This is a genomic window from Streptomyces sp. NPDC014991 (assembly GCF_043080665.1).
GTDB lineage: Bacteria > Actinomycetota > Actinomycetes > Streptomycetales > Streptomycetaceae > Streptomyces.
Window position 1 is genome coordinate 108,171 of sequence record NZ_JBIBVY010000011.1, and the last position, 19,100, is coordinate 127,270.

At 73.9% G+C, this 19,100-nt stretch carries 15 protein-coding genes; 5 read left to right on the forward strand and 10 right to left on the reverse strand.

The window, feature by feature from the left end; translation table 11 throughout:
- Positions 1-55: 55 nt before the first annotated feature.
- Positions 56-1,486 carry a PP2C family protein-serine/threonine phosphatase gene (locus ACF1BE_RS18850; protein WP_392200158.1) on the forward strand — a complete coding sequence of 477 codons (1,431 nt, stop codon included), beginning with the start codon at positions 56-58 and terminating at the stop codon, positions 1,484-1,486.
- Positions 1,487-1,519: 33 nt separating this feature from the next.
- On the opposite strand, the gene ACF1BE_RS18855 is transcribed toward ACF1BE_RS18850, so the two are convergent.
- Entirely contained in the window at positions 1,520-3,016 is a 1,497-nt protein-coding gene (locus ACF1BE_RS18855; RefSeq protein WP_392200159.1) for a hypothetical protein, read from the reverse strand.
- Between the two features lie 341 nt (positions 3,017-3,357).
- On the opposite strand from ACF1BE_RS18855, the gene ACF1BE_RS18860 reads away from it, so the two are divergent.
- Both ACF1BE_RS18860 and ACF1BE_RS18865 read left to right on the forward strand, forming a co-directional pair.
- A complete protein-coding gene (locus ACF1BE_RS18860; RefSeq protein WP_392200160.1) occupies positions 3,358-4,503 on the forward strand; it encodes an aminoglycoside phosphotransferase family protein in 1,146 nt (381 codons plus the stop codon).
- 262 nt (positions 4,504-4,765) lie between these two features.
- Complete coding sequence (locus ACF1BE_RS18865) at positions 4,766-6,736, forward strand: N-acetylmuramoyl-L-alanine amidase (protein ID WP_392200161.1); 1,971 nt, start codon at positions 4,766-4,768, stop codon at positions 6,734-6,736.
- A 31-nt stretch (positions 6,737-6,767) separates the two neighbouring features.
- Here ACF1BE_RS18865 and ACF1BE_RS18870 read toward each other — a convergent pair whose 3' ends face one another.
- From ACF1BE_RS18870 to ACF1BE_RS18895, 6 genes are all read right to left on the reverse strand, one after another.
- On the reverse strand, positions 6,768-7,265 hold the full coding sequence (locus ACF1BE_RS18870) for a hypothetical protein (protein WP_392200162.1): 498 nt from the start codon (positions 7,263-7,265) through the stop codon (positions 6,768-6,770).
- 74 nt (positions 7,266-7,339) lie between these two features.
- Positions 7,340-8,770, reverse strand: a complete 1,431-nt coding sequence (locus tag ACF1BE_RS18875; RefSeq protein WP_392200163.1) for a 3-hydroxybutyrate oligomer hydrolase family protein — start codon at positions 8,768-8,770, stop codon at positions 7,340-7,342.
- 140 nt (positions 8,771-8,910) lie between these two features.
- Positions 8,911-10,164 carry an alpha/beta hydrolase family esterase gene (locus ACF1BE_RS18880; RefSeq protein WP_392200164.1) on the reverse strand — a complete coding sequence of 418 codons (1,254 nt, stop codon included), beginning with the start codon at positions 10,162-10,164 and terminating at the stop codon, positions 8,911-8,913.
- Between the two features lie 256 nt (positions 10,165-10,420).
- Positions 10,421-11,365 (reverse strand): universal stress protein, encoded by a 945-nt coding sequence (locus ACF1BE_RS18885; protein ID WP_392200165.1) that lies wholly within the window; start codon positions 11,363-11,365, stop codon positions 10,421-10,423.
- Positions 11,366-11,472: 107 nt separating this feature from the next.
- Complete coding sequence (locus ACF1BE_RS18890) at positions 11,473-11,715, reverse strand: DUF397 domain-containing protein (protein WP_392200166.1); 243 nt, start codon at positions 11,713-11,715, stop codon at positions 11,473-11,475.
- Positions 11,716-11,937: 222 nt separating this feature from the next.
- A complete protein-coding gene (locus ACF1BE_RS18895; protein ID WP_392200167.1) occupies positions 11,938-12,804 on the reverse strand; it encodes an alpha/beta fold hydrolase in 867 nt (288 codons plus the stop codon).
- 252 nt (positions 12,805-13,056) lie between these two features.
- Here ACF1BE_RS18895 and paaK point away from each other — a divergent pair, with 252 nt between their 5' ends.
- Positions 13,057-14,373, forward strand: a complete 1,317-nt coding sequence (paaK, locus tag ACF1BE_RS18900; RefSeq protein WP_392200168.1) for a phenylacetate--CoA ligase PaaK — start codon at positions 13,057-13,059, stop codon at positions 14,371-14,373.
- A gap of 100 nt (positions 14,374-14,473) precedes the next feature.
- Here paaK and ACF1BE_RS18905 read toward each other — a convergent pair whose 3' ends face one another.
- The 3 genes from ACF1BE_RS18905 to ACF1BE_RS18915 form a co-directional block, all read right to left on the reverse strand.
- The gene (locus ACF1BE_RS18905) at positions 14,474-15,970 is read right to left on the reverse strand and encodes an acyl-CoA synthetase (RefSeq protein WP_392200169.1); all 1,497 of its coding nucleotides are present in this window, start codon (positions 15,968-15,970) and stop codon (positions 14,474-14,476) included.
- A gap of 324 nt (positions 15,971-16,294) precedes the next feature.
- A complete protein-coding gene (locus ACF1BE_RS18910; RefSeq protein WP_392200170.1) occupies positions 16,295-17,860 on the reverse strand; it encodes a phytoene desaturase family protein in 1,566 nt (521 codons plus the stop codon).
- An 87-nt stretch (positions 17,861-17,947) separates the two neighbouring features.
- Positions 17,948-18,322, reverse strand: a complete 375-nt coding sequence (locus tag ACF1BE_RS18915) for a ferredoxin (RefSeq protein ID WP_392200171.1) — start codon at positions 18,320-18,322, stop codon at positions 17,948-17,950.
- Positions 18,323-18,547: 225 nt separating this feature from the next.
- Between ACF1BE_RS18915 and ACF1BE_RS18920 the strand changes: the two genes are divergently transcribed.
- Positions 18,548-18,913, forward strand: a complete 366-nt coding sequence (locus ACF1BE_RS18920) for a DUF6479 family protein (RefSeq protein WP_392200172.1) — start codon at positions 18,548-18,550, stop codon at positions 18,911-18,913.
- Positions 18,914-19,100 lie beyond the last annotated feature (187 nt).

Genomic DNA, 19,100 nt, shown 5'->3' on the forward strand with positions numbered 1-19,100 from the left:
TCGTGAACGGTCCCCCGCCGTCCCCGCCGTACCGTCCCCCTCATCGGAGTGCGTCATGCCGTCCCCAGTCTCCGCGGACCGCCCGGCCGCCCAGCCCCCCGGACCCGGCTCGGTCGAGGCACTGATCCGGCAGACACGACGCCTCAAGGGCGACGTGGACGCCGTGCGGCGGGACACCCGGAGCGACGGAACGGACCCCGAGGAACGCTGGCAGCGTGCCCTGTACGACCTCGCCCTGCACCAGCTCGACGACCTGGACGCCCACCTGGCGCAGCTGCGGGACGGCCCGGCCCCCGCTCCGGCCGGGTCGGGCGAGGCGCCACCCGTCCGGCCCGCACCGGTCACCGCCTCGCGCGGCTCGCTGCTCAGCCGCGTCGGCAGCGCCGAGTGGAACCTGCTGACGGACGAGGCGACCTGGTCGGGGGAGCTGTACCAGATCCTCGGCCTCGACCCGGCCCGCCCCGCCCCCACCCTGGACGAACTGCCCGCCCTGGTACTGGAGGAGGACCGGCCGAAACTCACCGCGATGGTGACGGACTGCCTGGTCGACGCCCGCCCGATCGACGGCGAGTTCCGCGTCGTACGCCCCGACACCTCCGTACGGACCGTGCACATGATGGGCGAACCCGTGCTCGGCGCCGACGGCGGCACCACCTCCATGTGGGCCGTGCTGCGCGACGTCAGCGAACTGCGCCGCGAGCAGCGGACGGTGCGCGAGACCCGTGACTCGCTGCACCGCCACCGCCGGCGGGAGCGGACCGAGCACCGGATCGCGGCCGAACTGCAGGAAGCCGTGCTGCCACCCTGGCGCGGCTCCCTGCGGTTCCCGCGCCGGGGACCGCAGACCCTCGACCTCGCCGCCCACCGGCTGCCGGCCGCGGCCGGCACACCGATCGGCGCGGACTGGTACGACGCGCTGGAGCTGTCCGACGGCCGGACGCTGTTCGGCGTCGGCGGCCTGGTCGGACACGGGGTGGCCGTCACCTCGGGCATGGCGATGCTGCTCGGCGCCGTCCGGGGGATGGCCATGGCCGGCACCGAGCCCGGCCGACTGCTCACCCTGCTCAACCAGTTACTCGACGCCACCGTGCAACCCGCCCTCGGCAGCGCCGTCTGCTGCCGCTACCAGCCCGAGACCGGCGTCCTGACCTGGGCCCAGGCCGGACACCCCGCCCCGCTGCTGTACCGCGACGGGACGGGGAGCACGCTGGACACGCCGGACGGCACCCTCCTCGGCGCCTCCCCAGGTGCCGTGTACGGGCAGTGCGCCGTCACCCTGCGGCCGGGCGACCTGCTCCTGATGCACACCGACGCGCTGCTGCCGGGCCTCAGCAGGACGGCGACCGCGGACCGGCTTCTCGCCCTGGCCCCACGCTTCACAGCGGCGCGCAGCGCGCAGGACTGCGTGCGCACGGTCGTCGAGGAGTTCGGCGGAGCGGGACGTGAGGACGACGCCTGCCTCCTCGTCGCCAAGGTGGTCGGCTGACCGGCCCGTCACCCCGGACGGTGCCCGGGCGCCCTACGCCGGCGCGGCGTCGCCCTCCGTCCTGGCCCTCGGCTTGGGCAGGGCCAGCCTGATCTCCTCCCGCAGTTCCTGGATCCTCGGGTACTCGGCGTACTCCGCGGTCAGCCGGTACATCTGCCGCAGCCGGTCCCAGGTGCGACGGGAGGAGTTCGAGCCCATCGACATCAGGGCCAACCGGGCGTAACGGTCGGCCTGTTCGGGGTCGTCGCCGATGAAGCAGGCCGACGCCATGGACAGATGGTCGAAGATCTTCGACCGCTCACGTCCGTCGACGCGCAGGGCCAGGGCCTTCTCCGCGTAGTACCGGGCGTGCGTGGCCGCGCCCGGGTCGAACTCCGCCAGGGTGCGATAGGCGAGCGCCTGCATGCCGTACAGGTCCTCGTCCTTGAAGGTCTGCATCCACTCCGGCTGTTCCACGTCCTGACCCTCGGAGACGAAGAGGTCCTCCGCCCGCCCGAGCGTCCGGCGCATCGCCTGGCCCTTGCCCATCGACGCCTGCGCCCAGGCCTCGATGGTGTGGAACATCGCCCGGGTACGCGGCTGGAGACGGTCGCCGGCGCCGGACTGGGCGAGCTTCATCAGGTCCAGGGCGTCGTCCGGCCTGCCCAGGTGCACCATCTGCCGGGCCGCCCGCGACAGCGCCTCGCCGGCGCGCGGCCGGTCCCCGCCCTCCCGGGCGGCATGGGCGGCGATGACGAAGTACTTCTGTGCCGTGGGCTCCAGGCCGACGTCGTGCGACATCCAGCCGGCGAGGACGGCGAGGTTGGCGGCGACGCCCCACAGGCGCCGTTGGAGGTGGGGCGGATGACGGTAGGCGAGCATGCCGCCCACCTCGTTGAGCTGGCCCACCACCGCCTTGCGCTGGAGCCCGCCGCCACGGGCCGCGTCCCAGGCGCGGAACACCTCGACCGAGCGCTCCAGCGCCTCGATCTCCTGCCACCCGATGGGGGCGGCCTCGTAACGGTCGAACCCGGCGGGGTCGGCGTGCAGGGGGTCGTCGAGAGCAGGGGCGTCGGCCTTCAGGGCCGGGTCGGTGTGCAGCCACTCGTACATGGCGCTGCTGAGTGTGGATCCCGCGGCGAGCGCGGCACCCGCGCCCACCAAGCCGCGTCGGTTGAGCATGAGGTCCATTCCCGTGAATTCGGTGAGGACCGCGGCGGTTCGCTCGGGCGGCCACGGCACACCGTCGGGATGTTCCTCGTTCCCGTCGCCCTGCCGTTTCCCCGCACGCCCGTGCCGTACCAGACCGAGGTCCTCCATGGTCACGACACGGCCGAGACGCTCGGTGAACAGGGCCGCCAGCACCCGCGGCACCGGATCGCGCGGGATCTCCCCCACGTCGATCCACCGCCGCACCCGGGAGGTGTCGGTCGCCAGCTGGGGGTGGCCCATGGCCGCCGCCTGCCGGTTGACCAGCCTCGCGAGTTCGCCCTTCGACCAGCCGGCCAGGCCGAACAGGTCCGCAAGGCGGGTGTTGGGTTGTCCGCTCACGTCAAGCCCCCAGGTTCTCGGCTGAGTTGACAGTAGCCCGGTGGGGGTTGCCGGGCGACTATTCGCCATGGTTCGCCAGGGTCCGCCAGATGGTGTGCCAGTGGGCGTCGGGTGTCAGGTAGGAAAGCGCCACCCCGACCGGTCGCCACCCTCATACGGCGGCCCCATAGCGGCATATGACGGGCCCACTCCCCAGGGTGCGCCCGGACGGCCGGGCGGGTGGGCGCCCGCTCTCGGAACCGCGCTCTCGGGCATGGCCCGGAGCACGGGTTCGGAGCACGGGTTCGGAGCACGGACCCACAGGCAGGCACCGCAGGCACACGAAGGGATCTGTATCTCCCATGTACGCAGCGTCGTCCTCCGTGTCCGCCCCGCCCCGGCCGCTGCGCTCCCGCCCGGCGGGCGGCGGGCCGTACCTCGACCCGTCGGCACGTCCGGGCGTTCCCGTTCTGGGCGCGGGCCGGCCGCGGCGGATCCCGGGCCAGCCCGGGACGCAGCCGCTCAGCGGGAGGCTCGACCTGTCCGGCCCCCAGGGCACGCAGCTGCGCGCCGCGATCGCCGCGGTGCACCGGATCTGTCCGGAGTTCGCCCCGGTGCAGGTCCTGCGGCGCAGCGGACGGTCCGTCCTCCTCGTCGGGACGACAGGGCGCAGTACAGCCGTCGCCAAGTGTCTGCTGGACCACTCGCCCGCGTGGGCGGAGCGGAGCCGTCAGGAAATAGCCGCATACCGCTCGTTCGTCCGGCACCGGCCGCCGGTCCGGGTGCCGAGGCTGATCGCGGCGGACCCGGACAACTGCACCCTGGTCATCGAGCGCATGCCGGGCCGGACTGCGGCGTTCCAGCGGCATCCCGTGGAGGCTCCGCCCCGCGCGGACATCCGGGCCGCGCTCGGCGCGATCTGCCGGGTCAACGCCTGGCGGCCCCCGGCGGGCACCTTCGACATGCCGCTGGACTATGCGGTGCGGATCTCCCGCTATCACGAGCTGGGCCTGCTCACCGACCGCGATCTCGGCGACCTTCAGAAGCTGCTGCACGGCATCGCGCACCAGGTGGGCCGGCACGGGATGCTCCAGTTCAGCCACGGCGACGCCCTGCTGTCGAACGTCCTGCTCTCCCCGGCCGGTCCCGTGCTGGTGGACTGGGAGCACGCCGGCTGGTATCTGCCGGGGTACGACCTGGCGACACTGTGGCTCGTCCTCGGGGACGCGCCGGTGGCCCGGCGGCAGATCGCCCAGATCGCCCAGTCGGCGGGCCCGGCGTCCCGGGACGCCTTCCTGGTGAACCTGATGCTCCTGCTGACCCGGGAGATCCGGACGTACGAGACGGCCGTGCAGCGTTCGATGCACGACCCGGCCCCGGCGGCGCCGGGCGCGGCCCATCAGGGTGCCGTGGCGTCCGGTGAGGAGCAGCGGCTGCTGCTCCGGCGGCTGCACGACGACTGCCAGACGGCCCGAAAGGCCGTCCGGGCGGCGGTCGGTACCCGCTGACCCGGGCGAAGGTCCGCGGTGCGCCCCTCAGCGGCGGCGCACCGCGTGCCTTCGCGCATGTCCGGGCGCGGCGGCAACTGGTCTAGGCCAGTGAAGCCACGCAGGCCCGGGCACCACCGCCGCGAAACTCGCCGTAAACCCTTCGTGACGTGGGAAATCGCCCTCCTGCGGGCATCATTGACGGATCGTCGGCAAGCCGGTACCACTGTCCCAGTTCGGCGCCGCACGCCCCGCCACGCTCCGCCCGTCACAGGAGGCCGCCTTGCGAGGATCCGCCACCGACCCCACGTCCGCACCCGGTCACAGACGCCTACGGCGGACCGCCGTCCCGCTCACCTCCGCGGCCCTGCTGCTGCCCCTGCTGGGCATGGCCCCCGCCCACCGTGCCGCCGCCCCCTCGCCGGACGGGCTCCAGCACGCGTTCGCCGCCGCGGCGGCCGACTACCGCGTGCCGCAGAGCGTCCTGCTGGCCGTGTCCTACCTCCAGTCCCGCTGGGACGGGCACGGGGGTGCGCCGAGTGTGACCGGCGGCTACGGCCCGATGCACCTCACCGACGCCCGGACCGCGATGGCCGCCTCGGAGCACTTCGCCGGGGGGACGGAGGACCCCCGGGGCGACGCCGCACGTGCCGCGCTGCACCCGGCCGCCGGGAAGCCGGCCGCCTCCGCGGTCCCGGCCCGGCTGCGGACCCTGCCGAGGGCGGCGGAGCTGACCGGCATCCCGGCGGGGCAACTGCGCGCCGACCCGGCGGCGAACGTGGCGGGCGGCGCCGCCCTGCTGGCCGCCGCGCAGCAGGAGCTGGGCGAGCCCCCGAGCGCGGACCCGGCCGACTGGTACGGCGCGGTGGCCCGGTTCTCCGGCGCCGACGACACGGCCACCGCGGCGGCGTACGCCGACGACGTGTACGACGTACTGCGGACGGGCGAGAAGCGCACCACCGACGACGGTCAGCGCGTGGTCCTGGCCGCGCACCCGCGGCTGGCCCCGGACACCGCCCCGCTGCGGCGGGCGGGCCTGCGCACACTGCCCACGGACGACACCGAGTGCCCGAGGTCGGTGTCCTGCGAATCGGTCCCGGCGCCGTACGCGGAGTTCGGGGACAACGACTACGGCAACCACGACCTGGGCGACCGTCCGGCCTCACAGAGCATCAAGTACATCGTCATCCATGACACGGAGGGCGCCTGGGACGGGGTCATGAACCTGATCCAGGACCCTACCTACGTGTCCTGGAACTACACCATCCGCTCGACCGACGGTCTGATCGCCCAGCACGTCAAGGCGAAGGACGTCGCCTGGCACGCGGGCAACTGGTACGTCAACGCGAAGTCGGTCGGCATCGAGCACGAGGGCTTCCTCGCCAGCCCGGACGCCTGGTACACGGAGGCGATGTACCGGGCCTCGGCCCGGCTGGTCAGGTACCTGTCCAGGACGTACGACGTCCCGCTGGACCGGCAGCACATCCTGGGCCACGACAACGTGCCCGGGCCGACCGCCTCGACGGTTGCGGGTATGCACACGGACCCCGGGCCGTACTGGGACTGGCGGCACTACTTCCAGCTGCTGGGCCACCCGTTCCGGCGCACGGCCGGCCGGCACTCCCCCGTGGTGACGATCCTGCCGGACTATGCCTCCAACCGGCCCGTGTACACCGGCTGCACCACCAAGGGCGAGCCCTGCACGTCGCACGGCTCCAGCGAGGTGCGGCTCTACACGGACCACGACGTGACCGCCCCGCTGGTCAGGGACATCGGCCTGAGGACGGACCCGACCACCGGGGTGAACGACCTGTCCTCGCGGGTCTCCACCGGCCAGCAGTTCGCGGTGGCCGACCGCTGGGGCGACTGGACGGCCATCTGGTACCTGGGGCAGAAGGCCTGGTTCCAGAACCCGCGCGAGGAACCGGCGGCGGTCCCGGCTCGGGGTGTGGTGGTGACGCCGAGGGACGGCCTGACGAGCGTTCCCGTGTACGGGCGCGCCTACCCGGAGAAGGATGCCTATCCCGCGGACGTCCCGGCCCAGTCGGTGGTGCCGCTGCCGTACACGATCCCGGCCGGTCAGGCGTACGTGGCCGGTGACGAGGTGCCGGGCGAGTACTACTACGCGGTCACCTTCACCACCGGCTCGCACCGGGTCGTGGTGGGCAAGGACCTGTACTACGAGATCCAGTACGGCCACCGGGTCGCGTTCGTCCGTGCCGCGGACGTGACGCTCGCGGGCTCGGTCCGCTGAGGGCCTCCGCCCCCAGGCGCCGCCCGTGGTCTCAGCCCTGCTGGAAAAGCTCCGCCGGGAGCGGCTTCAGCAGGGCGTACAGGTCGTCGGTGATGGGGCGGTCCCAGGCGGCGATGGTGACGAGGACGCCGTCGCTGCGGTCGAACTGGACGCAGGAGACCCGGCTCTCGGACAGCTTCAGGCGCCGCACGATGAGAAGGTTGTCGCCCTGGAGGACCGGCGTGTCCTCGGTCTCGACGACGGTGACCTCCTCGTCGTTCTCCAGGGCCAGCAGCAGCTGGCCCACCTCGAAGGGGATCTCGCCCTCGGCCACGTCGCGGGCCGGGGAACCCGTCGGCAGATTGCCGATGATCATCGCGGGGCCGCGGCCGCCGAACAGGTCGTAGCGCAGGAACACGCCCTGACACGTGCCGTCGGGGGCGGGCAGCAGGCCCGCGCCGAGGTTGCCCGGCCAGTCGCCCGGGTCCATGGCCAGCACGTCGAAGTCGGGTCCGGCAGGGGTGGCGCTGCGGCGGCGGAGGAACGACATGCGGCCATGGTACGTGCCCGGGCTCCGCCGGGTGACCCGCGGGCGCCGGGCGGCGCACCGGCGGACGGGGCTCGTCAGCCGAGCGGGCAGCTCGTGAGCAGGGCCGCCGGGTCCGCACCGGCCGGGCGCGCGACCGTGTGGTCCGCGGGCGGTCGGGCGGCTCCGGTGAGCCAGCGTTCCAGGGCGGTGAACGCGGAGCGGTGGCAGGGCACCATCGGGCGGAGCCTGCCGGGGAACGCGTCGGCCAGGGAGTCGGTGTGGGTGCCGTCCTCGATGCGGTAGTAGCGCAGCAGGGAGCCGCGGCCGGCCCGGTGGACCATGCGCGCGTACACGTCGGAGTCCTCGCTGATCGGCAGCAGCACGTCGAGGGTGCCCTGGAGGGTGATCAGCGGCTTGCCGATGCGGCCGGTGAGGGCGATGCGGCCGACCGCCCGGTGGACGGCCGCGGGGCGGGCCGCGTAGGCGTAGTCGGCGTCGCAGTCGGGGGTGCCCGAGGCGCAGAACGGGGTGCCGGCCTCGGTGGCACCGTCGTAGCCGGGGTCGAGTTCCTCGCGGTAGATGCGCTGGGTGAGGTCCCAGTAGACCTGGTGGTGGTACGGCCACAGGAACTCGGAGCCGGGCGGGAAGCCCGCCCGGTGCAGCGTTCTGGCGGCGTCGGCGGCTCCGGGGCCGCCGGCGGCGTAGACCGGGTAGTGGCGCAGCGCGATGGGCAGGGAGGTGAGCGGATTGGGGCCGTCGGCGCGCCAGAGGGTGCCCTCCCAGTCGACTCCGCCGTCGTACAGCTCGGGGTGGTTCTCCAGTTGCCAGCGCACCAGGTAGCCGCCGTTGGACAGGCCGGTGGCGAGGGTGCGGGCCGGGGGCCGGTGGTAGCGCTGGGTGACGACGGCGCGGGCGGCGCGGGTGAGCTGGGTGAGGCGGGTGTTCCATTCGGCGATGGCGTCGCCGGGCCGGCGGCCGTCGCGGAAGAAGGCGGTGCCGGTGTTGCCCTTGTCGGTGGCGGCGTAGGCGTAACCGCGGGCCAAAACCCAGTCGGCGATCGCCCGGTCGTTTGCGTACTGCTCGCGGTTGCCCGGGGTGCCGGTGACCACCAGGCCGCCGTTCCAGTGGTCGGGCAGCCGGATGACGAACTGGGAGTCGTGGTGCCAGCCGTGGTCGGTGTTGGTCGTGGAGGTGTCCGGGAAGTAGCCGTCGATCTGGATGCCGGGGACGCCTGTGGGGGTGGGCAGGCCGGCGGGGGTGAGACCCGTGTAGTCGGCCGGGTCGGTGTGGCCGGAGGACACGGTGCCGGCGGTGGTCAGTTCGTCCAGGCAGTCGGCCTGCTGGCGGGCGGCGCCGGGGACGTGCAGCCGGGCGCGGCCGGCGCACGGGCCGTCCGGTGTTCCCGTTCCGGCGGGCGCGGCCGTGGCGGGGGTGACCAGGAGTGCCCAGACGGCGGCGAGCGACAGCGCGCCCAGGGCGGTGCGCCGGGTGGGGCGGGCGGGTGGTGACGTGTGGTGGGGAAGCATACGGTTCCTCCGGCGGGTTGGGGACGCGCTGGAGGTTAGGGGTGGTGTGGGGGCTCCGGGCATGTGCGGGGCCGCCATGATGACGGCCCGTACAGGGTCGTCGGCCACCATGGCGGCCCGTCGGTGCGCCTGACCGTGTGTCAGGGGCAGGCCGTGTCGGCGAGGGTGAAGTAGCCGGTGGGTGACTCCTTCAGGGTGTGAGTGACGAACGTGTTGTACAGGCCCATGTTCTGGTGGGAGCCGTTGGCGTAGGTGGTTCCGCCGCTGGTGGTGGCCCGCCCGGCCTGTACGTGGGCGTAGTTGCTCGCCGTCCAGCAGGCGGCCGTGTCACCGCCGCCCGGGTCCGAACCGCCCGGGTCGGAGGTGTCCAGGCCGAAGAACCGGGCGATCCAGTGGCTGGAGCAGATCGAGTCGAGGAAGTACGGCGCGCCGGTGCCGCCGCACTGCTCGCCGCCCGTGCCGGGGTCGACCGGGGTGCCGTGGCCGATGCCCGGGACGCGGTCGACCTCGACGGCGACCGTGCCGTCGGCGGCGAGGTACTGGTCCTGCCGGGTGGCGTCCGGTCCGATCGTCGTCGTGCGTGAGGGCGTCTGCGACAGTCCGTGCAGGGCCGTCCACTGGTCGCGCAGTTCGGTGGCGTTGCGCGGTACGACGGTGGTGTCCTGGTCGCCGTACCAGATGGCGGCGCGCGGCCACGGCCCGGTGTACGACGGGTAGGCGTCACGCACCCGCCGGGCCCAGTCGGCCGGGCCGAGGTCGACTCCGGGGTTCATACAGGTGTAGGGACTGCTGTCCCGGGTGCAGTCGTAGGGGAGGCCGGCGACGACCGCCCCCGCGGAGAACACGTCGGGGTAGGCGGCGAGCATGACCGCGGTCATGGCGCCGCCCGCGGACAGGCCGGTGACGTAGACCCGCCCCGGGTCGGCGCCGTAGGCGGTGACGGCCTGACCCGCCATCTGCCGGACGGAGGCGGCCTCGCCCTGGCCGCGCCGGTTGTCGGTGGACTGGAACCAGTTGAAGCACCGGTTGGGGTTGTTGGCCGTGCCGGTCTCCGCGAGCACCAGCAGGAAGCCGTCGCGGTCGGCGAGCCGGGGCAGTCCGGAGTGGTCGGCGTAGGTCTGGGCGTTCTGCGTGCAGCCGTGCAGCGCCACGACGACCGGCGGGTGGGCGGGGAGGGAGGCGGGCCGGTAGACGTACATGGTGAGGGCGCCCGGGTTGGGGCCGAAGTCGCTCACCCTGGTGAGCGCGACAGCGGCGCGGGCCTCGGGCGCGGGGCCGGTGAGTGCGGTGCCGAGGACGACGGCGAGGACGGCGAGCAGCCGGGGCAGCGGGCGGGGCACAGCGCGGGCACGGGGTGGTGCTCCGGGTGCCCTGCTGAACGGGGGCAGGGGCATGGCGGCTCCTTCGGTGGACACACGTGTCCCGGCCGCTCCCGCGCAGGGACGGCGCCTGGAGCGGCGGGTGTTGCGGAACCTTAGGTTCGGGTGTGTCCGGGGACCATGGCGCGGCGCACCACAGCCGCCGGGGCGTCAGTCGGCACCGGGCGGATTGCGGGGCGTCACGGGGTCTGCTAGGCGGGGCGGCTGCGGCGCGCTGCTCGGGCGGGGCCGGCGGCCGGCGGCACCACCGTGATCTCACTGTCCCGCGATCTCACTGCTCCCGCGGGGCCGGCGGCACCACCGCGACCGGGCTCGCCGCGTGCAGCAGTACGGCCTGGGTGACCGAGCCCATCATGCGGGCCGGGGCGAGCAGCCGCCGCCGGTGCCGGCCGACGACGACCAGGCCGGCGTCCCGGGAGGCGGCGACCAGGTGACCGGCCGCGTCGCCGGGCAGCACCTCGGCGTCGGCGCGGACACCGGGGTGCCGCTCACGGTACGGGGCCAGGAAGCCCTCGGCCAGGGCGCGGATCTCGTGCTCGACGGCCCCCTGGTCGACCACGGGCGGCGCGGGCCTGCCGGGCGCCGACCAGGTCTGCGCGGGCCACGGGTAGGCGGCGATCGCACTGACCCGGGCCCCGCGCCGGGCGGCCTCGGCGAAGGCGAAGGCGAGGACGGCCGCGTCGGGGCTGTCGGCGTGCAGCGCGACGACCACCCGGGGGCCGGGCCCGGCGGACCGGTCGCCGTGCTCCCCCTCCGCGTGGGCGGTGCGGGCGGCGCCCCGGTCGCGGTCCGGCGGCGGTACGACGACCACGGGGCACGCGGCGTCCCGCGCGGTGGCCAGGCCGTTGGAACCGAGCAGCAGGCCGGCGAAGCCGCCGCGGCCCCGGGAACCGAGCACCAGCAGCTGGGCGTCGGCTCCGAGTTCGGGCAGGACGGCGCCCGGGACGCCCTCCAGGGTGACGTACTCCACGGCCGTGTCGCCGGTGCGCGCGGCGAGGCGGGTGCGCACGTCGTCGAGTACCGGGTCGCCCTCCGCCTCGGGCGGGCCGGCGACCAGTACGTCGGCCTGGCCCCAGGCGGCGTACTGCCGTACGTGCACCACCCGCAGCGGTGCCGCGCGGCGGCGGGCGGCGTCCTGGGCCCAGTCCAGGGCGCGCAGGCTCCCCATGGAACCGTCGACCGCGGCGATGACCGGCGCAGTGCTCGTCTTCCTCACCTCCGCGACACGGCTTTCCCCTTGCCGGGGACAGCCTCGCTCAGGTGCGGGCCCGGCAGGGCGCTGCCGGCCGCGTGTCCCGGGATCCGCCGGCGACACACCCCGGTTCAGGTGAGGTCGAACTCCCCTTCCCGCGCGCCCGAGACGAAGGCGCCCCATTCCGCGGGGGTGAAGATCAGGGAGGGGCTCTCCGGCCGGCCGCTGTTGCGCATCGCGATGAAGCCCTCGACGAAGGCGATCTGCACATCGCCCCTGCCTTGGCTGCTGGACCGCCACTCGGCCCTGCTGAGGTCCAGCTCCGGCTTGTCCCAGCCCGCGAGCGGCTGCTGCTGGGTGATGGTCTCGGCCACGTACCTGCTCCTCCCGGTTCGTCGTCCGCGGTCAGCCTAGCGACCGGCCGCTACCGCGGACAGGGCACGCGAGGAGGACTTCGCGCGTACGGCCGCACTCCCCCGGCCGGCCCGTCGGGAGCCGGGGCGCGGGCCCCACCGGCACACGGAGGAGAACCGCCAGCCGGCCGTGCACGTAGCCGGCGCCCTGTGTCGCGGTGGCGGCCGGCGGCCGCGGGCCGCTCACCGGGCCGGGAGCCGAGTGGTGCCCGCGGGGGTGCCGAGGAAGGCGGCGACCCGGTCGCGGAACCGTTCCGGGTCGTCCAGCCAGGGGTAGTGGCCGGCGCCGGGCTGGACGGTGACCTCGGCGTGGGGGAAGGCCTGGGCGGTGCGGTGGGCGAGGCAGGGGCGCGGGCCGCCGTCGGCTCCGCCCGCGTACACGAGGACCGGCGCGGTCAGGGCGGCGAGGGCGGTGCGGGTCGCCTCCGGGGCGAACGCGCCCTCGTCGAAGTAGCGGTCGCCCGCCTCGTCGTTGGTCTGTTCCGGTTCGGCGTCGGCGTGGGCCCGGGCGGTGTCGTCCCAGCGGCCGTAGAAGAACGGCAGGAAGACGTCGTCGAAGTCCGCGCCGTCCGCGAGCCAGGCCCGGAAGGCGGGGTACGCCCGTGCGAACCACGGCTCGTCCGCGCGCAGCCGGGCCGCGGCGAGCCGGTCCTCGGGCGTCGCGCGCATGCCGAGCGGGGACGGGTTGGGGGTGACCAGCACCAGCCGCCGTATCCGGTGCGGGTGGCGGGCGGCGTAGAGCAGGGCCAGGGCGGCTCCGGCCGAGTGCGCGAGCAGATCCATGTGTTCCAGCCCCATGTGGGCCCGCCACACCTCCACGTCCTCGACCATCCGGTCACACCGGTACGTCGCCGGATCGGCCGGCGTCGCCGAATGCCCGGTGCCCCGCAGGTCCAGCAGGGCCAGCCGACGATCCGCGGTCAGTCCGCCGAGGTCTCCGAGATAGGCGGAGGCACGCATGGGGCCACCGGGCAGGACGGCGAGGGGCTCACCGGTGCCGCGCAGGTGGTAGGCGAGCCGGGTGCCGTCGGCTGTGCTGAAGCTGGGCATGCGGTGATCATCCTGGTGCCTCGCGCCCGGACGCAACGCCTTTCGCGCGGGCCGGTGCGACCGCTGCCCCCCCTTCCGCCCCCGGGCCGGCCCGTCCTCGCCCGGCCCGGCCGCCCCGGTCTCCGGCCCCCGGTCCGGGAAAATCCCGCAACCCCCTTGCCTGGAATCCGGACGGCCTGAATTACTGATCCCGAACAGAGCGACCGAATGATCGGTCGTCCGGAATGCGAGTCTGGCGAGGGAGACGTCCCGATGACGGATGCGACGGACCTGCTCGACGCGGGCGAACGGCTCGGGCCCGAGGAGTTGCGGGCGTTGCAGCTGGAGCGGCTGCGTGCCTGCCTGCGGCACGCCTACGAGCACGTGCCGTTCTACCGGCAGTCGTTCGACAAGGCCGGCATTCGCCCGGAGGACTGCCGCTCGCTCGCCGACCTGGCCCGCTTCCCCTTCACGACCAAGTCCGACCTGCGGGAGAACTACCCGTACGGCATGTTCGCGGTGCCGCGCGAGCGGATCCGCCGGCTGCACGCCTCCAGCGGCACCACGGGCCGCCCCACAGTGGTCGGTTACACGGACAACGACCTCTCCATGTGGGCAGACATGGTGGCACGGTCGATCCGCGCGGCCGGCGGGCGGCCCGGCGACGTCGTACACGTGGCCTACGGCTATGGGCTGTTCACCGGTGGCCTGGGCGCCCACTATGGTGCCGAGCGCCTGGGTTGTACGGTCGTCCCCGCGTCCGGCGGCATGACGGCCCGCCAGGTGCAGCTGATCCGGGACCTGGAACCGTCGGTCATCATGGTGACCCCGTCCTACATGCTCACGTTGCTGGACGAGTTCGAACGTCAGGGCGTGGACCCGCGCGGCACCTCTCTACGGGTGGGTGTCTTCGGGGCCGAGCCGTGGACCGAGCAGATGCGGCGGGAGATCGAGGAGCGGTTCGCGATCGACGCGGTGGACATCTACGGCCTGTCCGAGGTGATCGGACCCGGCGTGGCCCAGGAGTGCGCGGAGACCAAGGACGGCCTCCATGTGTGGGAGGACCACTTCTATCCGGAGGTCGTCGATCCGGTCACGGGTGAGGTGCTGCCGGAGGGTGAGCGCGGCGAGCTGGTCTTCACCTCGCTGACCAAGGAGGCCATGCCGGTCGTGCGGTACCGGACGCGGGACCTGACGCGGCTGCTGCCCGGGACGGCCCGGGTGTTCCGGCGGATGGAAAAGGTCACCGGGCGCAGTGACGACATGGTGATCCTGCGCGGGGTCAACCTGTTCCCGACCCAGATCGAGGAGATCGTGCTGCGCACGCCCGGCGTGGCGCCGCACTTCCAGCTGCGCCTCACCCGGGAGGGCCGTCTCGATGCGCTGACCGTCCGGGCCGAGGCCCGCCCGGGCGCGACGCCGAAGGTACGGGAGGCGGCGGCCCGGTCGATCGTCGCGGCGGTCAGGGACGGCGTCGGGGTGTCGGTCGGTGTGGAGATCGTGGAGCCGGAGTCACTGGAGCGGTCGGTGGGGAAGATCCGTCGCATCGTGGACCTGCGGCCACGGGATGCCGGACACGCGTCGACGTGATCCGGGACGCCGGCGCCGGCCCGTACTGCCAGGTCATGACGGTTCCCGTGGTCGCCGGCCGGCGTGCTGTCGCCGTCGGGCCGGGCGGCGCGGAACCCGGTCAGGCGCTGAAGCGGTCGCGGAGTTCGCGTTTGAGGATCTTGCCGCTCGCGTTGCGCGGCAGCTCGTCCACGAACAGCACCCGCTTGGGCGCCTTGAACGGTGTCAGCCGCTCTTTCACGTGCGCGATGAGCTGGTCCCCGGTGACCTCGCCGCGCGGAACGACGACGGCCGTGACGGCCTCGATCCACCGCTCGTCGGGCAGACCGATCACGGCGGCCTCGGCGACCGCCTCGTGGGTGTAGAGGGCGTCCTCGACCTGGCGGGAGGCCACCAGCACGCCACCGGAGTTGATGACGTCCTTCACCCGGTCCACGATGGTGAAGTAGCCGTCGGGGTCGCGCACGGCGAGGTCGCCGGAGTGGAACCAGCCGTCGCGGAAGGCCTCGGCCGTCTCCTCGGGCCTGTCCCAGTAGCCCTCGCACAACTGCGGTGACCGGTAGACGATCTCACCGGGCGTGCCGGCCGGCACGTCGGCGCCGTTCTCGTCCACGACCCGGGCGTCCACGAACAGCACGGTCCGGCCGCAGGATTCCAGCCGTCCCTCGTGCTCGTCGGGGCCGAGAACGGTGGCCAGGGGGCCGATCTCGCTCTGCCCGAAGCAGTTGTAGAAGGCGAGTCGCGGCAGGTGCCGTCGCAGCCGCTCCAGCACGGGGACCGGCATGACGGACGCGCCGTAGTACGCCTTGCGCAGGCCGCCGAGGTCGCGGGTGGCGAAGTCGGGCCGGCCGGCCAGGCCGATCCACACCGTGGGCGGCGCGAACAGGCTGTCCACGCGGCCGGTTTCGATCAGGTCGAACAGCCGGTCCCCGTCGGGCGCGTCCAGGATGACGTTGGTCGCGCCGACCGCGAGGGAGGGCAGCAGGAACACGTGCAGCTGCGCCGAGTGGTAGAGCGGCAGGGCGTGCACCGGACGGTCACCGGCGCTGAGGTCGAGGGCCGTGATCGCGCTGAGGTACTCGTGCACCAGGGCGCGGTGGGTCATCATCGCGCCCTTGGGCAGGGCGGTCGTCCCGGAGGTGTACAGCAGCTGCACCAGGTCCTCGGTGCGGGGTTCGGGGCCGTCGTACGGCGGTGCCTCCGGGAGCCGGGTCAGCAGCGAGTCGTCCGTGTCCCGCAGCGTCAGCACCCGCGTGTCCTGCGGGAGGCGGCCGGCCAGGTCCGGGTCGGCGAGCACCAGGGCGCTGCCCGACTGGCCGAGGAGGTAGGCCAGGTCGGCTCCGGTGAGGCTGTGGTTGACCGGCACATGGACCAGGCCCGCGCGGGCGCAGGCGAGGAAGGCGATCAGATAGGCGTCGGAGTTGTGGCCGTAGGCGGCGACCCGGTCGCCGGGTGCGACGCCCTCGGCGCGCAGGAGCGAGGCCGCGCGGGAGACGGCGTCGTCGAGTTCCCCGTACGTCCATCCGCGCTCGCCGTACTCCACCGCGACGCGCGCCGGGGTGCGGCGGGCGCTGCGCCGCAGCACCCCGTCGACCGTGCTGCCGTGTCCCTGCGTCATGACAGCCGATCCTCGGGCCGCCGGTCGCGCCGGTCAAGCATCCGGGGCCGGGGGCGCAGGGCTGCCGGACGCACGCACGGTACTCGGACTCGTCACCGCCGGCACCGCGACCGCCGACGGCACCGCGACCGCCGCCGGCCCCTTCCACGTGGCGGGCCGCCCGACCGGCAGGGTTCCGGCAGTCGCCACGCGCGGAGACCGCCGTAGGGGTCGCGGGACAGCCAGGTGACGAAGCCGGGCCTGCGCGCCGCGTGGCCGCGCCCGGTCCGGGCCGTGCGCCCCCGGTCCGCCGCCTCAGGTACCGCCCGCTACCGGTCCGCCACCTCAGGCGCTGTCCTCCAGCACCGCCATCGCCGCGTTGTGCCCCGGTACGCCGCTCACCCCTCCCCCGCGCACCGCGCCCGCGCCGCACAGCAGGACACCGGCCTGCCCGGTCTCCACGCCCCAACGGCCCGTCTCCTGCTGGGCGTACGGCCAGGACAGGTCCCGGTGGAAGATGTGGCCTCCCGGCAACCGCAGGTCCCGTTCGAGGTCGAGCGGGGTCTTCGCCTCGATGCAGGGCCGGCCGTCGGCGTCGGTGGCCACGCAGTCGGCGAGCGGTTCGGCGAGGTGGGCGTCGAGCTGGGCGAGGGTGGCCTTCAGCAGCTCCTCGCGCACGGCGTCGTTGTCCCGGTCGAAGAGCCGGGCCGGGGTGTGCAGGCCGAACAGGGTGAGGGTCTGGAAGCCGCGCTCCGCCAGATCCGGGCCGAGGATCGTGGGGTCGGTCAGCGAGTGGCAGTAGATCTCCGAGGGCGGCGCGGCAGGGAGTTCGCCGGCGGCGGCCTGGGCGTGAGCGGTGGCCAGCTGGCGGTATCCCTCGGCGATGTGGAAGGTGCCGGCGAAGGCCTCGCGGGGGTCCACGCCCAGATCGCGCAGCCTGGGCAGCCGGGTGAGCAGCATGTTGACCTTGAGCTGGGCGCCTTCGGCGGGTTCGGGTGCCGGGTCGCCGGTGAGCGCGGCCAGCTCCTGCGGGGAGGCGTTCACCAGGACGTGCCGGGCGGCGGCGACACCCTCGCCGTCCCGGGTGCGGTAGGCGACCTCGGCGGCGTGTCCGTCGCAGTGGATCCGGACCGCCTCGTGGCCGGTCGCTATCCTGGCGCCGGCCGCGCGGGCGGCGGCGGCCAGTGCGTCGGTCAGCGCGCCCATGCCGCCGACGGGCACGTCCCAGGCTCCGGTGCCGCCGCCGATGACGTGGTAGAGGAAGCAGCGGTTCTGGGCGAGGGAGGGGTCGTGGGCGTCGGCGAAGGTGCCGATCAGCGCGTCGGTGAGGACGACACCCCGGACCAGGTCGTCGTGGAAGGTGTCCTCGACGGCGACGCCCACCGGCTCCTCGAACAGGGCTCGCCAGGCGGCCTCGTCGTCGATGCGGCGGCGCAGCTCGTCGCGGGTGGGCAGCGGCTCGGTGAGCGTCGGGAAGACGCTCCGGGCGACGCGGCCGGTCATGTCGTAGAAGCGCTGCCAGGCCTCGTACTCGCGGTCGCCGCCGGTCAGCCGGGCGAAGGCCTCCCGGGTGCGCTGCTCGCCACCGCCGACGAGGAGTCCGGTCGGCCGTCCCTCCCGCTCGGTGGGCGTGTACGAGGAGATGGCGCGGCTGCGGACGCGGAAGTCGAGCCCGAGGTCGCGCACGATCTTGGGCGGGAGCAGGCTGACCAGGTAGGAGTAGCGCGACAGCCGGGCGTCGAGTCCGGCGAAGGGGCGCGTGGAGACGGCGGCGCCGCCGGTGTGGTCCCGTCGCTCCAGCACCAGTACCGAGCGGCCGGCCCGGGCCAGGTACGCGGCGGCGACCAGGCCGTTGTGGCCACCGCCGACGATCACGGCGTCGTACGCGCGGGTTCCCTCGTTCGCGGACATGGTTCTTCGTAACACGCGAACGCACGCAGTGGAACGCGTTTCACACGTTGACGCCGATCATGCGGGGACCCAGGGGGTCCGGGGCGCTCACGTCAGCATTTCCAGGAAGCCCGCGCAGGCGTCGGCGCAGCCCCGGCACACGGCCGCGGCCGGCTCGGCTCCGGGGTGTTCGTCGAAGGCGTTCGCGCACTCCAGGCACACCGAGCGGCACCACTCCACCCGGACGCGGAGGGCCTCCTCGTCCTGACGGTTCTCCTCACACAGCACCCGGCAGGTGGCGTCGCACACCTCGGCGCACATGATGCCGAGCCGGCGCACGCGTTCCTGGCGCTCGGTGCCGTCCGGTTCGACGAGGCTCGCCCGCACCGCGCAGGTCCGGGCGCACTCCGTGCACGCCTGCGCACAGGTGAAGCGGTCCTCCAGGAACCGGTAGAGCTGCTGCTGCGAGGTCGGCGGTGTCACACCGTGCGGGTAGCCGGGCCGGACGGGCGCAAACCAGGTTCCGGGACCGACGGCGGACCGGCTCCCGGCGCCCGACGGGGACCGGTGTCACGGACCGGCGGAGACCGCTGTCGTGCACCGGTGGCGAGGCGTGCGCCCCGAGCCGGTGGCGGATTCACCGACATCCATCCACAACCATCCGTCTTGTCCGGATTCACACCTGTTCGTCAGGGGTACTTCTGTTCTATGAACACCGCATCGATGCAGTTGGCCGCGGCGAGCGGCCTGATGAGCCTGTTCCTGTTCATCGTGGCCGTGGCCCTCCTGGCGCTGCTCGGCGGCGGCTTCTGGATGACCTCCCGCGTCAAGTACCGCGAGCCGCCGCGCCCGCGCCCCGAGGAACAGCCCAAACTGCCGCCCGAGGGGGCCGTCCACGAGGTCCGGCAGAACAGGGAGTCCGCGGAGGTGCCGCAGTGCCCCAAGGGCGGTCGCCCGCTCACGCCGTACGAGCTCACCAACATGGACTCCCAGCCGAGCGAGTCGGAGGAGCGCCCGCGCTGGAGCAGAGGGTCCAGCGGCTCGTTCGGCGGCGGCGGGCTCGGCGCCCACTGAAGCCCACGGGCCCGGCTCCCCGCGGAGCCCGACCCGCTCACCGGCCCCCGGCCCGCGCCAAACCGCCTGCGCCCCTAGGGTCTTTCGTTCGGATCGGGCCGGATCAGGGAGCGGGTCCTGGTGCCGTGCATCGCACGGCGGAGGAGGGCGCCATGGCGGAGCCATGGCAACCGACGACAACGCGGCG